This window comes from Xenorhabdus stockiae, assembly GCF_002632825.1.
In the GTDB taxonomy this organism is placed as follows: Bacteria; Pseudomonadota; Gammaproteobacteria; order Enterobacterales; family Enterobacteriaceae; genus Xenorhabdus; species Xenorhabdus stockiae.
Map to the genome: position 1 here is coordinate 59,481 of NZ_NJAJ01000022.1, position 19,015 is coordinate 78,495.

The 19,015-nt window shown below is 41.1% G+C and carries 15 protein-coding genes; 8 read left to right on the forward strand and 7 right to left on the reverse strand.

What is annotated here, in order from left to right; genetic code table 11:
- The first annotated feature begins 31 nt into the window (after positions 1-31).
- From Xsto_RS12540 to iolB, 3 genes are read left to right on the forward strand one after another with little or no spacing between them, the layout of a single operon-like run.
- Positions 32-2,005, forward strand: a complete 1,974-nt coding sequence (locus Xsto_RS12540; RefSeq protein WP_099125268.1) for a bifunctional 5-dehydro-2-deoxygluconokinase/5-dehydro-2-deoxyphosphogluconate aldolase — start codon at positions 32-34, stop codon at positions 2,003-2,005.
- On the forward strand, positions 2,002-2,892 hold the full coding sequence (iolE, locus tag Xsto_RS12545; RefSeq protein WP_099110504.1) for a myo-inosose-2 dehydratase: 891 nt from the start codon (positions 2,002-2,004) through the stop codon (positions 2,890-2,892). Before Xsto_RS12540 ends, iolE begins: the two co-directional genes overlap by 4 nt.
- A gap of 36 nt (positions 2,893-2,928) precedes the next feature.
- The gene (iolB, locus tag Xsto_RS12550) at positions 2,929-3,759 is read left to right on the forward strand and encodes a 5-deoxy-glucuronate isomerase (protein WP_099110505.1); all 831 of its coding nucleotides are present in this window, start codon (positions 2,929-2,931) and stop codon (positions 3,757-3,759) included.
- A 113-nt stretch (positions 3,760-3,872) separates the two neighbouring features.
- Here iolB and Xsto_RS12555 read toward each other — a convergent pair whose 3' ends face one another.
- Positions 3,873-5,156 (reverse strand): cytosine permease, encoded by a 1,284-nt coding sequence (locus Xsto_RS12555; protein WP_099125274.1) that lies wholly within the window; start codon positions 5,154-5,156, stop codon positions 3,873-3,875.
- A gap of 23 nt (positions 5,157-5,179) precedes the next feature.
- Positions 5,180-5,875: a helix-turn-helix transcriptional regulator gene (locus Xsto_RS12560; RefSeq protein ID WP_099110506.1), complete on the reverse strand. Its 696-nt coding sequence runs from the start codon at positions 5,873-5,875 to the stop codon at positions 5,180-5,182.
- Between the two features lie 411 nt (positions 5,876-6,286).
- On the opposite strand from Xsto_RS12560, the gene Xsto_RS12565 reads away from it, so the two are divergent.
- Together Xsto_RS12565 and Xsto_RS12570 are read left to right on the forward strand one after the other, a co-directional pair.
- A complete protein-coding gene (locus Xsto_RS12565) occupies positions 6,287-6,901 on the forward strand; it encodes a helix-turn-helix domain-containing protein (protein WP_099110508.1) in 615 nt (204 codons plus the stop codon).
- A complete protein-coding gene (locus Xsto_RS12570; RefSeq protein WP_099110509.1) occupies positions 6,885-7,742 on the forward strand; it encodes a queuosine precursor transporter in 858 nt (285 codons plus the stop codon). Before Xsto_RS12565 ends, Xsto_RS12570 begins: the two co-directional genes overlap by 17 nt.
- 818 nt (positions 7,743-8,560) lie before the next feature.
- Here the strand turns inward: Xsto_RS12570 and Xsto_RS12575 are convergent.
- The gene (locus tag Xsto_RS12575; protein ID WP_211284316.1) at positions 8,561-8,797 is read right to left on the reverse strand and encodes a hypothetical protein; all 237 of its coding nucleotides are present in this window, start codon (positions 8,795-8,797) and stop codon (positions 8,561-8,563) included.
- 42 nt (positions 8,798-8,839) lie between these two features.
- Between Xsto_RS12575 and Xsto_RS12580 the strand changes: the two genes are divergently transcribed.
- From Xsto_RS12580 to Xsto_RS12590, 3 genes are all read left to right on the forward strand, one after another.
- Positions 8,840-9,337 (forward strand): nuclear transport factor 2 family protein, encoded by a 498-nt coding sequence (locus tag Xsto_RS12580; protein ID WP_099125269.1) that lies wholly within the window; start codon positions 8,840-8,842, stop codon positions 9,335-9,337.
- 359 nt (positions 9,338-9,696) lie between these two features.
- On the forward strand, positions 9,697-12,657 hold the full coding sequence (locus tag Xsto_RS12585) for an SEL1-like repeat protein (protein ID WP_099125270.1): 2,961 nt from the start codon (positions 9,697-9,699) through the stop codon (positions 12,655-12,657).
- A 36-nt stretch (positions 12,658-12,693) separates the two neighbouring features.
- On the forward strand, positions 12,694-13,845 hold the full coding sequence (locus Xsto_RS12590) for a tetratricopeptide repeat protein (protein ID WP_099125271.1): 1,152 nt from the start codon (positions 12,694-12,696) through the stop codon (positions 13,843-13,845).
- Between the two features lie 90 nt (positions 13,846-13,935).
- On the opposite strand, the gene yegD is transcribed toward Xsto_RS12590, so the two are convergent.
- The 4 genes from yegD to Xsto_RS12610 all read right to left on the reverse strand — a co-directional run bounded on the left by yegD (position 13,936) and on the right by Xsto_RS12610 (position 18,424).
- Complete coding sequence (yegD, locus tag Xsto_RS12595; protein WP_099125272.1) at positions 13,936-15,288, reverse strand: molecular chaperone; 1,353 nt, start codon at positions 15,286-15,288, stop codon at positions 13,936-13,938.
- Positions 15,289-15,492: 204 nt separating this feature from the next.
- Positions 15,493-16,128, reverse strand: a complete 636-nt coding sequence (locus Xsto_RS12600) for a DUF2726 domain-containing protein (RefSeq protein WP_244590394.1) — start codon at positions 16,126-16,128, stop codon at positions 15,493-15,495.
- 296 nt (positions 16,129-16,424) lie between these two features.
- Positions 16,425-17,273, reverse strand: coding sequence for an S-formylglutathione hydrolase (gene fghA / locus Xsto_RS12605; protein ID WP_099125273.1), 849 nt, complete (start codon positions 17,271-17,273; stop codon positions 16,425-16,427).
- A 41-nt stretch (positions 17,274-17,314) separates the two neighbouring features.
- Entirely contained in the window at positions 17,315-18,424 is a 1,110-nt protein-coding gene (locus Xsto_RS12610; RefSeq protein WP_099111786.1) for an S-(hydroxymethyl)glutathione dehydrogenase/class III alcohol dehydrogenase, read from the reverse strand.
- Between the last annotated feature and the right edge of the window lie 591 nt (positions 18,425-19,015).

A 19,015-nucleotide genomic window follows, 5' to 3' on the forward strand; every position in this document is an offset into this window, starting at 1 on the left:
AGCAAAACGCACATGGGTAAGAGGTGGAGCGATGGAGCAACATAAAAAGTTTGATGTTATCTGTATGGGACGTATTGCGGTTGATTTATATGGTCAGCAGATAGGGGCACGTTTGGAGGACATGACGAGTTTCTCTAAATATCTGGGAGGCTCTTCTGGCAACGTAGCTTATGGTACCGCGCGTCAGGGATTAAAATCGTCCATGTTGGCCAGAGTCGGTGATGAACACATGGGGCGTTTTCTGCGTGAAGAGCTGGAGAGAGTAGGGTGTGATACCAGCCATTTAATTACTGATAAAGAGCGTTTTACGGCTTTGGTGTTACTCGGTATAAAAGATAAAGAAACTTTCCCACTAATTTTCTACCGTGACAATTGTGCTGATATGGCGATTACCCGCGATGATTTCAGTGAGGAATATATTGCTTCTGCCCGCTGTTTGGCGATTACCGGAACTCATCTTTCTCACCCAAAAACCAGAGATGCCGTGCTAACCGCATTACAATATGCCCGCCGTAATGGTGTAAGAACAGTTATTGATATCGACTATCGCCCTGTATTGTGGGGGCTGACTTCACTGGGTGATGGCGAAACCCGCTATATTGCCTCGGAGCAGGTGACTACTCAATTACAGGAAGTACTCTCTCAATTTGATCTGATAGTGGGTACAGAAGAAGAATTTCATATCGCTGGTGGCTCTAAAAATACTTTAGATGCCTTACACAGCGTAAGGAAACTGAGTTCGGCCACTCTGGTCTGTAAACGTGGGGCACTAGGGTGCTCTGTATTTACCGGGAATATTCCTGAAACTCTTGATGAAGGGATCACTATTCAAGGCGTTAAAGTAGAAATACTGAACGTGTTGGGGGCGGGGGATGCGTTTATGTCTGGCTTATTGCGAGGGTATCTGAATAACGAAAGTTGGGAACAAAGTTGTGCTTATGCAAATGCCTGCGGCGCTTTGGTCGTTTCACGGCATGGCTGTGCACCTGCAATGCCGGATAAAACAGAACTAGATAACTATATCGTGCGAGCAAAAAAACTTGCGCCAACAACAGTAGGTTATCGCCCTGATTTAGATACCCACCTGAATCACCTTCATCGCGTGAGTAGCCGTCATAAGCAATGGCAGGAATTGTGTGTCATGGCGTTTGACCACCGGATTCAGTTTGTTGAAATGGCCCGTGAAGTGAATGCTAGTCTCGATCTCATTCCACCTCTGAAAAAATTGTTATTCCAAGCCAGTCAAGAAGTGAGTGCAGAAGCTAATCTAAAAGGTCACTCAGGCATATTATGTGACAGTACTTTTGGGCAGGACGTTCTTGATGCTGCGACCGGGCAGGGGTTATGGATAGGGCGTCCGATTGAATTACCCGGCTCCCGTCCACTCTGTTTAGAACATGGAAATATTGGTTCCCAGCTGGTCAGTTGGCCATTGGAACATATCGTGAAATGTCTGGTGTTCTTCCACCCTGAAGATAACAGCACTCTGCGTTTGGAGCAGGAAGAAATAGTGAAGGAAGTTTATGCAGCCTGTTGCCAGTCAGGTCATGAGCTACTCTTAGAGGTGATCCTGCCATCCGGAATGACTTGTTCAGATGAATTTTATCTACGTGCACTCAAGCGTTTCTACAATCTTAGTATTAAGCCTGATTGGTGGAAATTGCCTCCCATGCAGTCTACAACGTGGGATCAAATTGAAGATTTGATTATGCAACGGGATCCTGATTGTCGCGGAGTTGTGATCCTGGGGCTGGATGCACCCGCAAAAACACTCAAGGCAGGTTTTAATGCGGCAGCAGGTAAATCCATTGTCAAAGGTTTTGCCGTTGGCCGCACATTATTCGGAAAAGCATCACAGAAATGGCTGGCTGGCGAAATTGATGATGAGACACTCGTTCTCCAAGTAAAAAAGAACTACCACAATCTGATTAACGACTGGCGTCAGCGTGATGAAAAAAATGCAAAAGAAGAACTGAATCCTCAATATACAGGAGAACCGTCATGACCGTTCAACTTGGCATCAACCCTCTGACATGGACTAATGATGATTTGCCTTCTCTGGGAGCAGAAACATCGTTGGAAACCTGTTTATCAGAAGGGCGTCAGGCAGGGTTTGCGGGTTTTGAATTGGGTAATAAATTCCCCCGCCAACCGCAGATATTAGGGCCTATTTTGGCTTCTCATTATCTGAAATTGGTATCTGGCTGGTATTCCGGGCAATTGTTGACACGTAGCGTCGAAGAAGAAATTGCAGCTGTTCAGCCACATTTAACGTTGTTGCGTGAACTGGGAGCGACGGTGATGGTTTTTGCCGAAGTGACAGACTGCATACACGGTGACCAGACTAAGCCCGTGTATTTACGCCCCCTTTTTCCGGCAGAGCGCTGGCAGGAGTATGGGGAAAAATTAACAGAGTTTGCCCGTTATACTCAGTCTCATGGGGTTCAGATTGCTTACCACCATCATATGGGCACAGTGATTGAAAGTGCTGAAGACATTAATCATCTGATGGAAAACACGAGTGAAGAGGTTGGGCTGTTGCTGGATACAGGACATTTAACCTTTGCCGGAGATGATCCACTGACTGTAGCAAAACGCTGGGGTAAACGAATTAACCACGTACATTGCAAAGATATACGGCCGGAGGTACTGGAAGATGTTAAAAACCGGAAAACCAGTTTTCTGGATGCAGTGTTAAGTGGTGTTTTTACTGTGCCGGGTGATGGTTGTGTAAATTATTCAGCTATTTTCAATGAATTGAGAAACAACGACTATCACGGCTGGCTGGTTGTTGAAGCAGAGCAGGACCCTGCAGTTGCACACCCGCTGACTTACGCCACATTGGGGTATAAAAATTTACATCGGCTTGCTAAAGAGGCAGGGCTGCTGTGAACACTGACATTAAAAAGTGACCTTGAGGTAGATTGTATGTCGAAGCTGTTGTCAAAATATCATAAACCCGATCAAAACAAGCGGACACAACATATCTCGCCAGAAATCGCAAACTGGGGATATGTTCATTTTGATGTTTACGAGCTGGATGAGGGGGAGTCAATAACATTGGCTGCTTCTGAAAATGAAACCTGTCTGGTTTTAGTTGCAGGAAAAGCAACAGTGAGCACTACTCAGCAGAGATTTGAACAGATTGGTGATCGTATGAGTCCGTTTGAGCGTAAAAAACCTTATGCTGTTTATATCGCGCCACATGAGGTGATAGAGATTATTGCTCAAACCCATCTAGAACTGGCGGTTTGTCAGGCAAAAGGGAAAGGAAATTATCCAACCCGCTTAATTACACCGCAGGATATTGGGGCTGAACAGCGGGGGAATGGGAATAATCGTCGTTATGTTCATAACATCCTTCCTGATCATCAGCCAGCTGATAGTTTATTGGTCGTGGAAGTTTATACTGATGAAGGTTGTACCAGCTCCTATCCCAGCCATAAACATGATACTGATAATGAACCTCAGGAAACCTATTTGGAGGAGACTTATTATCATCGTCTGAACCCACCACAAGGCTTTTGTTTACAGCGTGTTTACACTGATGATCGCTTATTAGATGAAACAATGGCGGTGTATAACAAAGATGTTGTGATGGTCCCGAAAGGGTATCATCCTGTAGCAACAATTGCCGGATATGATAGCTATTACCTGAACGTAATGGCTGGGCCTACGCGTAAGTGGCTGTTTACATGGGAAGCAGATCATCAATGGGTTAATAGTGACACGTACGCTGAAAAGCATAGTAAGAGCTAAGGTTTTTTTATTACGAACACAATGAGCTTAAAGATAGGGCTTGTTGGTAAAAGAATAAATTGAAAGACGAAAAGTATATTGCTCCCTTAGTAGGGAGCAATATTTGGGGATAACTATGGTAAGCGTTTAAGAGCAGATTTAGTGAACCAGTAAACTCCACTTGCTATTAGTAATGAATTAAGTGCTGGTATTCCCCACTCAACAGTTAACCCAATAATACTGCCAACGAGACTAGCAATAATAGCAGCCCACCCTATAACCGGTATTTCTGGAGGAAGTTGTACTTTTTGTCTACTTTCATCCAATACCTTTCGATAAGAGCGTAAAATATAATAATCAACCAACATGACTCCCAAAATTGGCGGGAAAACAACGCCGAGCACAGTGAGGAAATCCACAAATCGATCTAGAATACCCAAAATGGAAAATAGGGTTCCCAATGTCCCAATTACTATTGTTGTTGGAGGGTAGCGTAGTTTTTTTCCAGTAATCCCTTCGACAGCATTGATAACCCCCAATGATGAAGAGTACAGATTTAGGTCATTCACTCTTAATGTTGAAAACACTACGACAAACAAACCTGCACCACCCGCGGCCTGGGACATAATGGTGACAACATCGGCTGTATTTAGTGCTTTCGCGATTAAAATAGCCAGCCCATTAATAACAAACTCACCGGCAAGAATCGTCAACAGCGTGATCCCAAAAACATGTTGCCCTGATTTGGTATAACGAGTCAGATCAGGAGTCATCAAACTGGCGACAATTGCGCCACCAACAACTATGGTGATACCTGCACTGATAGATAAAGTTTCATCTGAATGAGGTAGTTGCATAATTTCATACCAGTTCTGGCCAGAATTACCTGGTAGTACAATGGTGGAAATATAAACAACTAACAAGATAAACATGGGTACAGCAATTCTGGCGGTGAATCGTAATGCTTTAAAACCAAAAGCGACAAGAGTCGTCAATGAAGCACCGGATATGATTGCCGCAAGACTAAAGCCAAGTTTATCCCCGCAAGCAAAGTTAAGGGATTTAGCAAAAATAGCATTCTGAATGCCAAACCAGCCTAATAAACTGACGGCAATAACAAGACCGATCAACACGGAGCCTATTCGTCCAAAACCGCACCACCGGGCTAATAAACTACCGGATAAGCCTTCACGCATGCCGGCAAAACCGAGGCCAAAAGTGACAATACCAAATATCAGACTGCCAATAAAAATAGCAATAAATGCATCGTTCAGTGCCATAGCGTTGCCGAGGACAGCACCTAACATAAATTGATCTAATGCGGTTAACATGCCCATATGGACGATAGCCACGCTCAGCAAAGATAAACGTTGTTGTTGTGGTACTCGGCTTAGTGGGCTGTGTTCAATTTTGACCACTACCATCGATCATTCCCTGATTTTTAGATAAATAGAACGCCTTTCTCAATTAGACGTTCAGGAATATAACTATCTAATTGTAAATGCCTGCAAAATTCTTCAAATTGCTGATGCGAGTGAACATTCGCTTTCTGATAGATGTTATATATCCGATTTTCTATTGTCTTAGGAGTGACATTGTAAATCTGAGCTATTTCCTTACTTGAACGCCTTTGCAACATCAAAAAGATGACATCCAGTTCCCCTTTGGTAAACAAGTTTGTTTCGGCCTCTGTTGTTAACACGCTGGGTTTATGTTGATTAATATATTTTAGAGGAGAAAGGCTACTGAGTGGCTTGGCATTCCAGACAATGCCAATGCACTCTTTTTCATCGTTGTACACAGGAAATTTTTCGCTGATAAAAGGGGCGAGACTATTTTTTCCATACCAATAATGGGTTTCGATGATGGAAACCCTGTCTTTTGATTCTTCGGTTCTCCTGTCATGCTCTTTTAAATCTTGTGTAAATTGATCTTCAGACCAGTGAGCTGGAAATTCACAGTCAAGTTTACCCTCTACGTCAAAATTTTCAGGTGTATTAGTGTATAGATAGGCTGCTTTATTCATATAGATATGACGGGACTCTAAATCCTTAATGCCCCAAGGATCGCTGAGATGTTCCATCATAGCGATCAACCCTTTCAAGTAGGGTTCATTATTTTTATAGAGTGAACTCATTTTTATCTCATATAGTTTACATGTGGTAAATTTTATTTTGTAAATAGTAACCAATATATCTATATGTTATTCCTCATTGATCTTTAAATAGAAGTCATAATTTTTAGATGGGATGGGCGAGTTTTTAATAAAAAGCATTGGCATAAGTCATATTCACTTTATTTAATATTATTTTTGTATTTTTATTATTATTTTTTAATGGTGTTAATCAAAATATAACCCGAAAAATTAATATTTTCCATAAAAAACAATTTAGTTGTATTATTAAATAATAAGGTTGGCAAATAAATTTGCTATCATTTTTTATGTCTTATAGCAAGGGTGTTCTTCACTCTTCCGAAGTTTAATAAAAAATGTTTATTCTAAAAGGTCATATAAATTAGATGGTTACATATTTTCCTAGGCATTGCTATGTATAAAAAACAAAAAATGGAATACCTGAGAAAAAATTTACAGTATTTACTTGATTCTAGAGGGGAAACCCGGGTGTCACTTTGTGACCGAACGGGGCTTAATCGAACAACGATCTACAATATTTTAGATGGTCGGGTACAAAGTGTTCACTCCTCAACAATCCAAAAAGTATCTAATTTTTTTGGTATTTCTTACAGTGAGATCGAAGCGATTGATATTGCAGAAAAAGAGCGCATTGATGCAATTGTTTCTTATGAAGGGAATATGAATCCGTGTGCTGTCCCGCTGTTTATGCAATCTGAGTGTGTTACTACCGAGTTTTATGAAAGTAAAATTGGCACACTTATTGTTGGAAGAACACTAACTTATTATTTTGGTTCTGGCCCTAATGTTGTCGCTATTTTACTTGAGAATGATTTTTCGGGTAAATATAATGCTGGTGATTTACTAATAGTCAGGAGAGGTAATTATCAGAGCGACAACCCTAAATTATGTTTCGATCCAAAACAGAAAAAGTTTCATATCAATGAGTCTTGTGTTGAGAATTCAGACGATTTTGCAGTGATTGGAGATATAATGGAAGAGCGGTTTGGGTATGGGAAAAAAATATAAATTATTGGGATTTAACAGTTACGATAATACAGCCAATGTATTAATTTTATCAACAGGAAAAGTTTTAAAAATCAATGTGAAGGAGTTAGAAAAGAGTGAAATAGCAGATGACTTTGATAGTCACGAAACGAAATCGCTCTACAGAAAAATATACTCTAGTTTTCCAAATTCACCCTCAATCTATGAAATTGAGGAGCGTAACGAAAAGTCCTGGGTTGTTTATTCACTTCTCGCTCTGTTACTAACAATTTTCTATACTTTCAGTAATATAGCAGCAGCGAAACCTGTCTATATCGAATATTTTGATATTATTGTGACTCCGGGTACTTTCATTTATCCGTTCTCATTTTTAGTTATTGATTTGCTCAGTGAGTTTTACGGATTCCGGCTGGCAAGAAAAGCAATATACATGTCTCTGGCTTCTAACCTGATTATTGTCTCGTTATTAAGTATATCGACGGCTCTACCAGCCATTCCGGGCTGGGGTTTGAATGAGCAGTATAATGCTTTGATGAATCACATCCTGTCGGCGATTTTTGCTTCTTCATTGTCATTTTTAGTCTCAGAGCTGGTTAATTCGTATGTCTTGTGTAAGTTAAAAGACATGACAAACTCCCGGTTTCTGGCACTAAGGGTGTTTTTTAGTACGTTTATAGCCTCAATCCTTGATAGTTTTGTTTTCTGTTTTGTTGCATTCTACGGAAAACTTCCTACCAATCAGATCATTGGAATGATGGTAGTGCAGATCTTAATTAAAATCTTCTTTGCTTTGTTTAACGTCTTTCCTGCCTATGGCTCGCGTTATTTGTTCAATCGCTGGGTTGTTAAGGCTGCACATTAATCAACCGCATGGAGAGCATTTCTCCATGCTATTTCATCGATAAAATCCTGCCTAATGTAGTATAACATCCTGCTATATCCACTGTTTTCCATGTTAATTCTTTGTTGTCTGCGCTCCTATATTGCCGTAATACAACTCGAAACTCATGGGGTATATTGATGAAATGGCTGATGGTTAGCCTTCAATTTAAACTTTATCGTGATTAAAAGGATACTATAAATTCCGTATATTTATACAGTAGTACTTTTCATATTCACGTTATCTATGCAATAAATTTTGTAAAATATGCTTATTTTTTTGCATTTAGTGATAAATACAATATTTTAAATTTTTATTTATATAAATCAATTAGATAAATTAACATTAATCATTTTATGTTTTTTGATAGCTAAATAAAAACGCGAATATTGTGTAGCTAAATCAACATTTGAGCTTTTATTTGTTGATTTTGTCATGAGTCTGGTGTATTAATTTGGCTGTAAAAATATAAGTTATAATTAAGATTTTGTCAGATAACCGGGGGAGTGAGTTATCACTGCCTTTTATTTAGACAAATAATTTTCATTATTTTGAATATACCTAATGGATTTCGAGTTGTATCGGGCGGTAAGGGAAAGACTCTCAGGAGCATAGTCAACTATGTGACAGGGGGAAGTGAACGAAGCCAACAAAGTAGCAGCTTGAAAGACGGAAGGTAATTAGCTTTAAACTAACCCAACACCAGGGTATTCTCTGAACGTTTTTTGTTCTTATGGTAATCGGTCTCTTGGTCAGCATTGCTGGCTAAGAGACCGAAAAACCTTCAATTGGAACACATTCTAAATGAATCGTTCTGCCATTGTTCGATAACATTCCTCCTGACCTGAAATCTCACCAAACTCAGCTCTTATTATCATTCCTTCTATAAATGTTATCAGTGCTTCTGCTTTGTTCTCTGCATTTCCCTGATTGGTTGAGAAAATAGATAACAACAGTGATTTTATCCATACTTTATGTTGTTGGGCCTGTTTAACGATAGCTTCATCGTGTTCTTTAAATTCAGCCAGAGCATGCATGAACAGGCATCCTTGAAAGTCTTCCGTAGCAAACCATGAAAAGTGCCAGTCGAGGATTGCGTTAATTTTGTTTTCAACCCCCTCCACTCTATTCCTCCATTTAATTATGAAACAGCTACACAGAAGGTCCGTATTGCAGAAGATAGCTGGAATACGCGTGATGCTGATAAAGTTGTGTTGGCATACAGCAAAGATACGAGGTGGCGAAATAGAACAGAGTTCGTTAATGGCCGAGATGAAGCAAAAAAATGGCTAGTCCGAAAATGGATAAAAGAAAAAAGCTATCGGTTAATTAAAGAGTTATGGGCAGTGGAAGGGAACCGGATTGCTGTAAGGTATGCCTATGAATGGCATGATGATTCGGGTAATTGGTTTCGTTCATATGGTAATGAAAATTGGGAATTTGATGAACATGGAATGATGATAAACCGTTTTGCAAGTATTAATGATATCCCTATAAATGAAGATGAGCGTAAATTTCACTGGTCTTTGGGGCGTCGACCAGATAATTATCCGGGACTCAGTGAATTAGGTTTGTAATTTTAATAAGTTAAAAAATTAACTTATGGTTTTGAAAAATTGTAGGGCTTGTACAAAGATCTATGTACAGGCTCACTAAGTTTGGATAGATCATAATCTGTCGGTTTTCGGTTGAATTAACTTACTCGTTCATCTCAGTCTATTTTGACTAATAATTTGCTTTTGGCTGTTACATGATTTTTTCACACTGGTTTGTTGAATTATTATTTCTTCAGTAGACTGTTTTTGTAAAAAGATAATAAGCTCCTGTTTTTAACACCTATTAAAATAATCAACATTATTCCCCCATCATATAATATTTGTTAATGTGTATTCACTTTGCCCTCCGACTGAACTCCCAAAAATAAGGAATTAAAGACATGGAACGCGTTCCCTTGCTTGCTCTTTTATTCACTCTGACTGTTTCTATCTCAGCATGTAAGCCAGCAGATCCGTGTCAGGTTGATGGATCTTCTTTCCTTACTTGTCTGAGGTTAGCTGATGAAGGTGATGCCGTTGCACAATATAAGATCGGGAAAATGTATGAAAAAGGACTAGGAGTTCCATTAGATAATCAGGAAGCAATCAGATGGTATACCGAATCTGCTCAGCAGGGAAATACTGATGCGCAGGCGGATCTTCATGAGCGCTATAAGGAAGAGGCTGAAAAATACAAAACTGCTGCCGGTCAGGGGGATATCGAGGCACAAAATACTCTTGCTGGTCTCTACCATAAAGGGTGGGGAGTGGAGCAGGATTATAAAGAAGCTTTCAAATTGTATCTCGCTGGTGCTAATCAGGGGAATGCTTATGCCCAGTATTTTGTAGGGTATTACTATAAGGAAGGATTAGGCGTCGAGCAGGATTATCAGGAAGCGTTCACATGGTATGCGAAATCGGCTGAACAGGGAGATCCCGATGCACAAGTGGACATAGGGTATCTTTATGAGAAAGGGCTTGGTGTACAGCAGGACTATCAGGAAGCAGTCAGGTGGTATCTCCAGTCGGCTGAACAGGGACACACTTTTGGTCAGGTCAGCCTTGGCAATCTTTATAATCAGGGACTGGGAGTTGAGCAGAACTATCAGGAGGCCGCCAAATGGTATCTCTCCGCAGCTGAGCAGGGCAGTGTTGATGCTCTGAATCATCTGGGGTATTTCTCCTTTAAAGGAATGGGTGTTTCTCAGGATTATAAAGAAGCAATGAAGTGGTTCAGTCAGGCTGCTGAACAGGAGAATGCTTATTCACAGTATTTTATTGGCTATTTATATAAAGAAGGGCTAGGAGTAGAACAAAACTATCCGGAATCGGTTAAGTGGTATCTCAAAGCCGCTGAACAAGGGGATGTCGATGCACAGTTTGATCTTGGTAATTTTTATCGGGATGGATTGGGCGTAGAAAAAGATCATCAACAGGCAATGAAATGGTATCGGGCAGCGGCTGATCAGGGAAATGCCTATGCCCAGGTCGAACTGGGTGATTTCTACAAGGATGGATTGGGTACAGAGCAAGATTATCAGCAGGCGCTGAAATGGTATCAGGCAGCGGCTGAGCAGGGAAATTCTTATGCACAGGCCAAACTGGGTGATTTCTACAAGAATGGATTGGGCACAGAGCAAAATTATCAACAGGCAATGAAATGGTACCGTGCTTCCGCTGAACAAAAAAGCCACTATGCGCAGTACTATATAGGGGAGTTTTATTACTACGGATTTGGCGTTAAGAAGGATTATCAGGAAGCACTCAAATGGTATAAGCAATCAGCTGAGCAGGGTGATCCTGATGCAATATTTAGTATCGGATATCTCTATGATAAGGGGCTGGGAGTAGAGCAGAGTTATAAGGAAGCCGCCAAATGGTATACCAAGGCCGCTGAACTGGGGCATACGAAGAGTCAGGATAATCTTGGCGATTTTTATAGACGAGGTTTTGGTGTAGAACAGAATTATCAGGAAGCGATTAAATGGTATCTACCGGCAGCAGAAAAAGGTAATACCAATGCGCGGGATAATATCGGGTATTTATATTTTAAGGGGAAAGGTGCTCCTCAGGATTATAAAGAAGCCGCGAAATGGTTCAGTCAGGCAGCAGAGCAGGGAAGTGCCTATTCACAATATTTTATTGCCTATTTATATAAAGAAGGCTTGGGGGTAGAACAAGACTATCCGAAAGCAGCTAAATGGTATCTTAAATCAGCCGAACAGGGAGATGTTGATGCGCAGACTGCTCTTGGCAACCTTTATCGAAATGGATTGGGGGTCGGAAAAGATTATCAACAGGCGATGAAATGGTATCGGGCAGCGGCTGAGCAGGGAAATGCTTACGCTCAGTATTATGTGGCTTACTTTTATAAAGAAGGGCTAGGCGTTGAACAGGACTATCAAGAAGCATTGAAATGGTATCTTAAATCGGTTGAACAGGGCGATCCGGATGCGCCGGTTGATATAGGCTATCTCTATGATAAAGGACTGGGTATAAAACAGGACTATCAGGAGGCGGCTAAATGGTATTTACAGGCAGCTGAGCAGGGAAATACTGTCGGGCAGAATAATCTTGGGATTCTTTATAGAAAAGGATCTGGTGTAGAGAAAAATTATCAGGAAGCCGCCAAATGGTTTCTTCTTGCTGCTGAACAAGAGGACCCTGAAGCCCAGTTTAATATGGGATATTTATACATGAAAGGGTTAGGGTTTACGCAAGACTATGAAGAATCTGCTAAGTGGTTTAGCAAAGCTGCGGAGCAGGGAGTTTCAACTGCTCAGTTTAATCTTGGTTATCAGTATAAATATGGGCTAGGTGTACCACAAAATTATACCGAATCAGCTAAGTGGTATATGGAAGCGGCTAAGCAAGGGGATTCCGATGCACAGTATTCGATGGGGGAATATTACGCATCGGGATTAGGAGGGCGGCAAGATTATGAAGAATCTGCTAAATGGTATCTCAAAGCCGCTAAACAAGGGGACGTTGATGCGCAGGTTAATATTGGCTATTTCTACATGGATGGTATCGGCGTTCAAAAAAATAGCAAGACTGCAATGAAATGGTTATTGAAGGCAGCAGATCAAAACTCCACATTGGCAGCGAATAATATCGGTGTACTTTACCTGAATGGTGATGGTGTCAAAAAAGACGGTAAAAAAGCGATAGCCTGGTTTCTCAGAGCGGCTGAACAAGGTGATGCTACTGCACAATTAAATCTGGGACGCATTTATGAACAAGGCCTAATTGTGCCACAGGATCATGAAAAAGCACTTGGCTGGTATCAAAAAGCGCAGGAAAACGGAGCGGCAGGTGTCGGGAAGAAAGTGGAAATATTAATGAAAAAACTCAGGAAATAACGAAGCTCTCCACAATAATCAATCAGGAACAACAACATGGAACGATTACTCTGTATCAGCTTTTTTCTGGTTTTCAGCGTATTAACCACAGCATGTAAACCACAGGATCCCTGCCAGATAGAAGAAGGCGCTTTTTCAGCCTGCTTACGATTAGCGAACGGTGGTAATACGCAAGCGCAATTTAAAACCGGGCGATTGTATGAAAAAGGATTAGATGTTCCGCAGGATTATAAAGAAGCTGCTAAATGGTATAGGAAAGCGGCTAATCAAGGGGATGCAGGGGCACAATATTATCTGGCTTCTCTTTATCATAAGGGACTCGGAGTAACACAGAACGCCAAAGAAGCGGCCATATGGTTTCTCAAAGCAGCTAAACAGGGGAATTATGATGCACAGTCAAATATTGTCGCTCTTTACCTTGAAGAATTAGATGTCGGGCTGGATGACAGCGATATATACAAATGGAATATTCGCTCTGCTGAACGGGGAAAGGCGATTGCGCAGGCTAATTTAGGTTATATGTACTTTAATGGATTAGGTGTACCACAAGATTATGCTGATGCCATTAGTTGGTACGTTAAAGCCGCAGAAAAGGGGGATCTCTATGCTCAAAAGATATTGGGCCAGATTTATGCTGAAGGATATAACGGGCAGAGCAACTATTCCAACTCAGCAAAATGGTATGCTGAAGCGGCTAAACAGGGCGATGCCGAATCACAAGTAAAATTGGGCGATTATTACCGAACTGGTACCGGCGTGTACCAGAATTATAAATTAGCCCACAAATGGTATGAAAAAGCGGCTAAACAGGAAGATGCTAACGCGCAGAATGCGCTGGGTTATTTATACATGGAAGGGCTGGGAGTCGAAAAAAGTGGCTGGATAGCAATGGGATGGTTTTCAAAAGCATCTCTGCAAAAGAACCTTCAGGCCTCAGAAAATATTGGTCATCTTTACTGGACCGGCAATTGGGTAGAAAAAAATCACAATAAGGCCATGGGGTGGTATCTGAATGCTGAAGAGTCTCTGTCGGCTTTAGCTCAGAGAAATCTGGGGATAATTTACGAATTGGGTGAGGTTGTCCCGAAAGATGAGAAAAAAGCACTTGAATGGTATCAGAAAGCGTTTGATAACGGACTTATCGATTTAGATATCAAAATTCAGGATATGAAAGATAAACTCAAATAAAATTGTTGATCCTGTATACAAGCCAATAAACTCCCCCGTTATATTGAACGGGGGAGTTCAAAACAGTGAAGTATTAACGGGTTCGTAATATCAAGAAAAACAAGCTTTCGCCCAGCGTGCCAGGCCTGTCGTCACAGACCCAAAGTAATTACCACTGACCAGAGGCACTTCCGGTAATACCTGCTCAACCGCCTGACGCAGAATAGGAGAACTGGCTGAACCACCGGTCATAAAAATGACATCCGGCTGAATGCCGCCTTGAGTCACTGCCTCGCTGACGAGTCTGGTCATTTTATTTTTTGTAGATTCGATAGCGGTTATCATTTGATCGCGCTGAATATCGATTTCAATAATTTCTGATAATAAATTTAATTGAGCACGATATTCACTGTTATTTGACAGTGCGATTTTCGCTTCTTCAGCGCTGCGTACCAGACTGTATCCCAGTGTTTCGTGGTGAACTTTCAGTAACCGTGCCAGTTTTTCCGGCTCTTGTGCATCTCGGTGTAAAGATTTTAATGCGGCCAGGTTCTGGCGAGAGTAAAACTCTTTTTGTGCCTGCACGTCATTGATGGCAATCGGATTCCAGAACTGAGTGAGCGGCATATCAATACCTGAGGCAAATTTACTGCCTAAGCCAAAAGGGTGCATCAGTTGTTTAAACGTCAGATTGATATCCAGATCGTTACCGCCAACACGTTGACCGGTGTGCGCCAGTAAACTGTCACTACGTTCGGATTTACCACACCAGTCCGGCCCCATCTGAATGAGCGAACAGTCTGTTGTTCCGCCGCCAATATCAACGACTAAAACGACTTTATTTTCAGTCAGGGTGGATTCATATTCCAGCCCCGCCGCGACAGGCTCAAACTGGAATTCTATATTACGAAAGCCCGCACGTTTTGCTGCCTGTAACAAAATCAACTCGGCCTGCTGGTTCGATTTTTCACCACCACGTCCGTGAAAGTTGACTGGACGCCCAATAACGACTTCCTCAACACATTGCTGGGTTTTGCTTTCTACCTGCTGCTTGATGTTGGACATCATGGCGCAAACCAGATCTTCGAAAAAGCTGATTTGCACTTCTCTTAGCCCCATAGCACCGAGGAAAGATTTTGGTGATTTGACGTAATAAGTATCCTGAGGATCTTCCAGATATCGTGTCAATGCAGCCTGACCGAATACGATATCTTCAGGTAAAAGATCGATACCTTCCTCACGATTTGCCGTAATTGCGCTGCGGAGTAACTGCTCACCGACTGGAGAACCCGGAGTAATATTTCTGTGGCGGAACAAGTGCTCAGAAACTGATTCTCGGGTTGGTGCTGCCAGTGCAGAAGGCATATAAAAATTGTCATTTTCAATAGCGATCAGCTGTGGCGTATTTCCGATCATTTCTGCTACTGCGCAATTTGATGTGCCATAGTCAAAACCGATGAACATAGGTTTCCTCATCTTCAATTGTCGAAAAATTGTAAAAAGGGCGCAGATGCTATCGCAAATTAAATTTAAAGGCGAGGGGATTTTAAATATAAAATGTGTATTTTTTGTATAAAAAGCAGCAGATTATAAATGTTATTTGCGCCAAACTAAATTAATGATGTGTTAAGTGATATAATTAATTTAGTTTGGCGCCTTGAAAATTTATTATTGATATTCTGGTAAAACTTCTTTTCTCACTGTCCAAATATCTGGCCATTCATTTATGTTACACACTGTAACTGGCATAAATGGAATTTTTGCGGATTCCATCAATTTTTGAAGTTTTTTGTCTCTCTCTATGCGTTCTTCTTTTTTGTGGGTGTGATCATTCAGTTCGATAACACAAACTATTTTTTTGGTTTTTCTTGATACAAGAACAAAATCCATCGCCATACCATTAAAAATAGTGAAAAATCTACGACGTTCTTCATCGGAAAAACCATCTTGTTCTGGAAAATCAATTAATTGTCCTAAAGACACTTGGCAGTGAACATGACAATTTTTATCAAACCATCCTAAGAGATTCTTGTAGTAGTTATTTTCTGTTTCAGTGAGAAGGAAACCATCTCGTTTTTTCTTTATATAAACGCCATCGTCCATCATTGACCAAAACAGTTCATGCTTATCTTCCCATCGAGAATTTTTGAATTTTTTTTGTGGGCGATATTCATAATTTTTACGAGATGTTACTTGAGATGGGGTATCTCGATAGATGACTTTAGTACGCTCTTTTCGTTTGAATTTTTGACCAATAAAGAAACCAATTAGAAACACAAAAATAAAAAACACCAACCAGTCCATAAAACCTCTTATCTTTATAACAATAAGTTTAATAGTAAGAAAATAAATAGATAGGGATATATTCTACAAAAATAATATTTACATTTTGTGTGTGAGTGTCATATTTTTACGCTTTCTTATATCATTTTTTATTGTGTTGGTTTATTTTTAATCAGTTGTTTTTAGATAAATACTTTATTGCCTTTATATCTCTCCGTAAAAAGGTATTGGTGATTAGATGAATAATTACAATACCTTATAAATAATTTCATTATAAATTTTAACTTAATAGTTACATTAAGTATTTATTATGTTTACTACCTTTCAGCCCGCTTTTGCATTGCCCCGGCATGATAGGCAATATGCTCCTCAATAAAGCTGGCAATGAAATAGTAGTTGTGATCATAACCCTGACGAAAGTTGATGGTTATCGGGTAATTTTCTTCATTACAGGCATTCAGTAACAAGTCGGGGCGCAACTCGCGATTCAGAAAATCGTCACCCGTTCCTTGCTCAATTAAAAGTGGTAATTGTTCTTTTACTTCACCATTTTTAATTAATTCTACCGTATCATATTGTTTCCATAGCGATCGGTCTTCGCCCAGATAAGCCGAAAACGCTTTTTCTCCCCACGGAACCTGACTCGGGGCTACAATTGGCGCAAATGCCGACACACTGCAATAACGTTCCGAGTTTCTCAACGCAATAACCAATGCGCCATGTCCACCCATAGAGTGCCCACTGATGGCCCGTATATCGTTAACATTAAACTGCTTCTCGATTAACTCAGGTAGCTCTGAAACAATGTAATCATACATCTGATAATGCGCTGCCCAGGGCTGTTTTAGCGCATTGATATAAAACCCGGCCCCTTTTCCAAGATCGTAAGCAGGATCGTCAGGAATATCATCGCCTCGCGGACTAGTATCCGGAACAACGATAACGATGCCATGTTCTGAGGCATAACGCTGAGCTCCGGCTTTGGTAATGAAATTCTGCTCAGTACAGGTTAAGCCGGAGAGCCAGTACAATACCGGTAATTTCTTGTCTTTTATCTGAGGCGGCAGAAAAACAGAAAACTTCATCTGACAATTCAGAGTGCTGGATTCATGTTGGTAGACATCCTGCCATCCGCCAAAGGATGCGTGATGTTCAATTCTTTCCATTACTTTTCTCTCTAAAACGGTAGAAAGTGGAGACGGGACAATTAGTAGTGAATTACCGTCCGGATAGATTTACCTTCATGCATCAGTTCAAAGGCTTCATTGATATCTTCCAGCGGCATTTTATGTGTCACGAAAGGTTCCAACTCAATTTCACCCTTCATTGCATCTTCAACCATGCCCGGTAGCTGGCTGCGTCCTTTGACACCACCAAAGGCTGTTCCTTTCCATGTCCGACCGGTAACAAGCTGGAATGGGCGAGTAGAAATCTCCTGTCCGGCACCTGCAACACCGATAATGACTGACTGACCCCAGCCACGATGAGCACTTTCAAGCGCTGCACGCATGACGTTGACGTTACCAATACATTCGAAAGTATGGTCAACTCCCCATTTCGTCATATCCAGAATAACCTGCTGAATAGGTTTGTCATGATCGTTGGGATTGATGCAATCTGTAGCACCAAATTGTCTGGCTAATTCAAACTTAGTCGGGTTGGTATCAATAGCAATAATACGGCCTGCTTTGGCCTGACGTGCTCCCTGAAGGACAGCAAGCCCGATTCCACCCAGCCCGAAAACAGCAACAGAATCTCCCGGTTGAACTTTAGCCGTATTATGTACAGCACCGATACCTGTCGTTACGCCACAACCTAACAGGCAAACATGTTCATGATTTGCTTCCGGGTTGATTTTTGCCAGTGAAACCTCAGCTACAACGGTATATTCGCTGAATGTGGAACATCCCATATAGTGATAAACAGGTTGTCCGTTGTAGGAAAAGCGGGTTGTTCCATCAGGCATAAGACCTTTTCCCTGAGTATCGCGAACGGCAATACAGAGGTTAGTTTTACCGGACTGGCAAAAATCACATTGACCACATTCAGCGGTATACAATGGAATGACATGATCGCCGGGTTTAACACTGGTAACGCCTTCACCAACTTCAATAACGACTCCGGCGCCTTCGTGTCCGAGCACAACAGGAAATAAACCTTCGGGGTCATCACCTGAAAGTGTAAAAGCATCTGTATGGCAAACACCGGTATGGCTGACTTTAATCAATACTTCACCGGCTTTCGGTGGTGCTACATCAATTTCAACAATTTCGAGTGGTCTGTTTGGCCCAAAGGCAACGGCAGCACGTGATTTCATAACATCCCTCTTTTTGATGAGATAAAAAAAGTAAAGGTGAGGTAGTGCGCATATGGCTATGGCGCACACAGAAAAAGTTGTATCGCAAATTTGCTCATCAATTGACTGCGCCTGATGAAAATTATGAACGATATTGCATTCAGTTTACCTGATTGTGGGTGATAATCATCCCGTACTGTCTAATTGCCTTGTTGCGATAAATTACCAACACTCTTTAGCCAAAGATGATTTACAAGAATCAAGACTGCAAATGTCTCGTCCGGGTAAATCCTCCCAAGAGTTCACTATTTTCTTAGAATTAAAGGTGCTAGTGATCCACACGCGTAAAGAATCAGCATATACACTTCGTCTTTCAAGTCGCCTCTTTTTTAGCTGCGCTCGCTCACCCCGGTCACCGTTTTTATAAACATACGGTTATCTATGCTCCTAGGGATGAACTCCTTCGCCGCCGCGATGCATCTTGAAATCCATTGTGTACAGGTAGTGCCATCGCTAAATAGCTTTTCAAAATGATAGGCGAATCAAAGAAACTCAGTCCTATTTTTGCGAACTTTTTAATCGCAAAACCAAAAAAACACAAAAAGGAAGGAC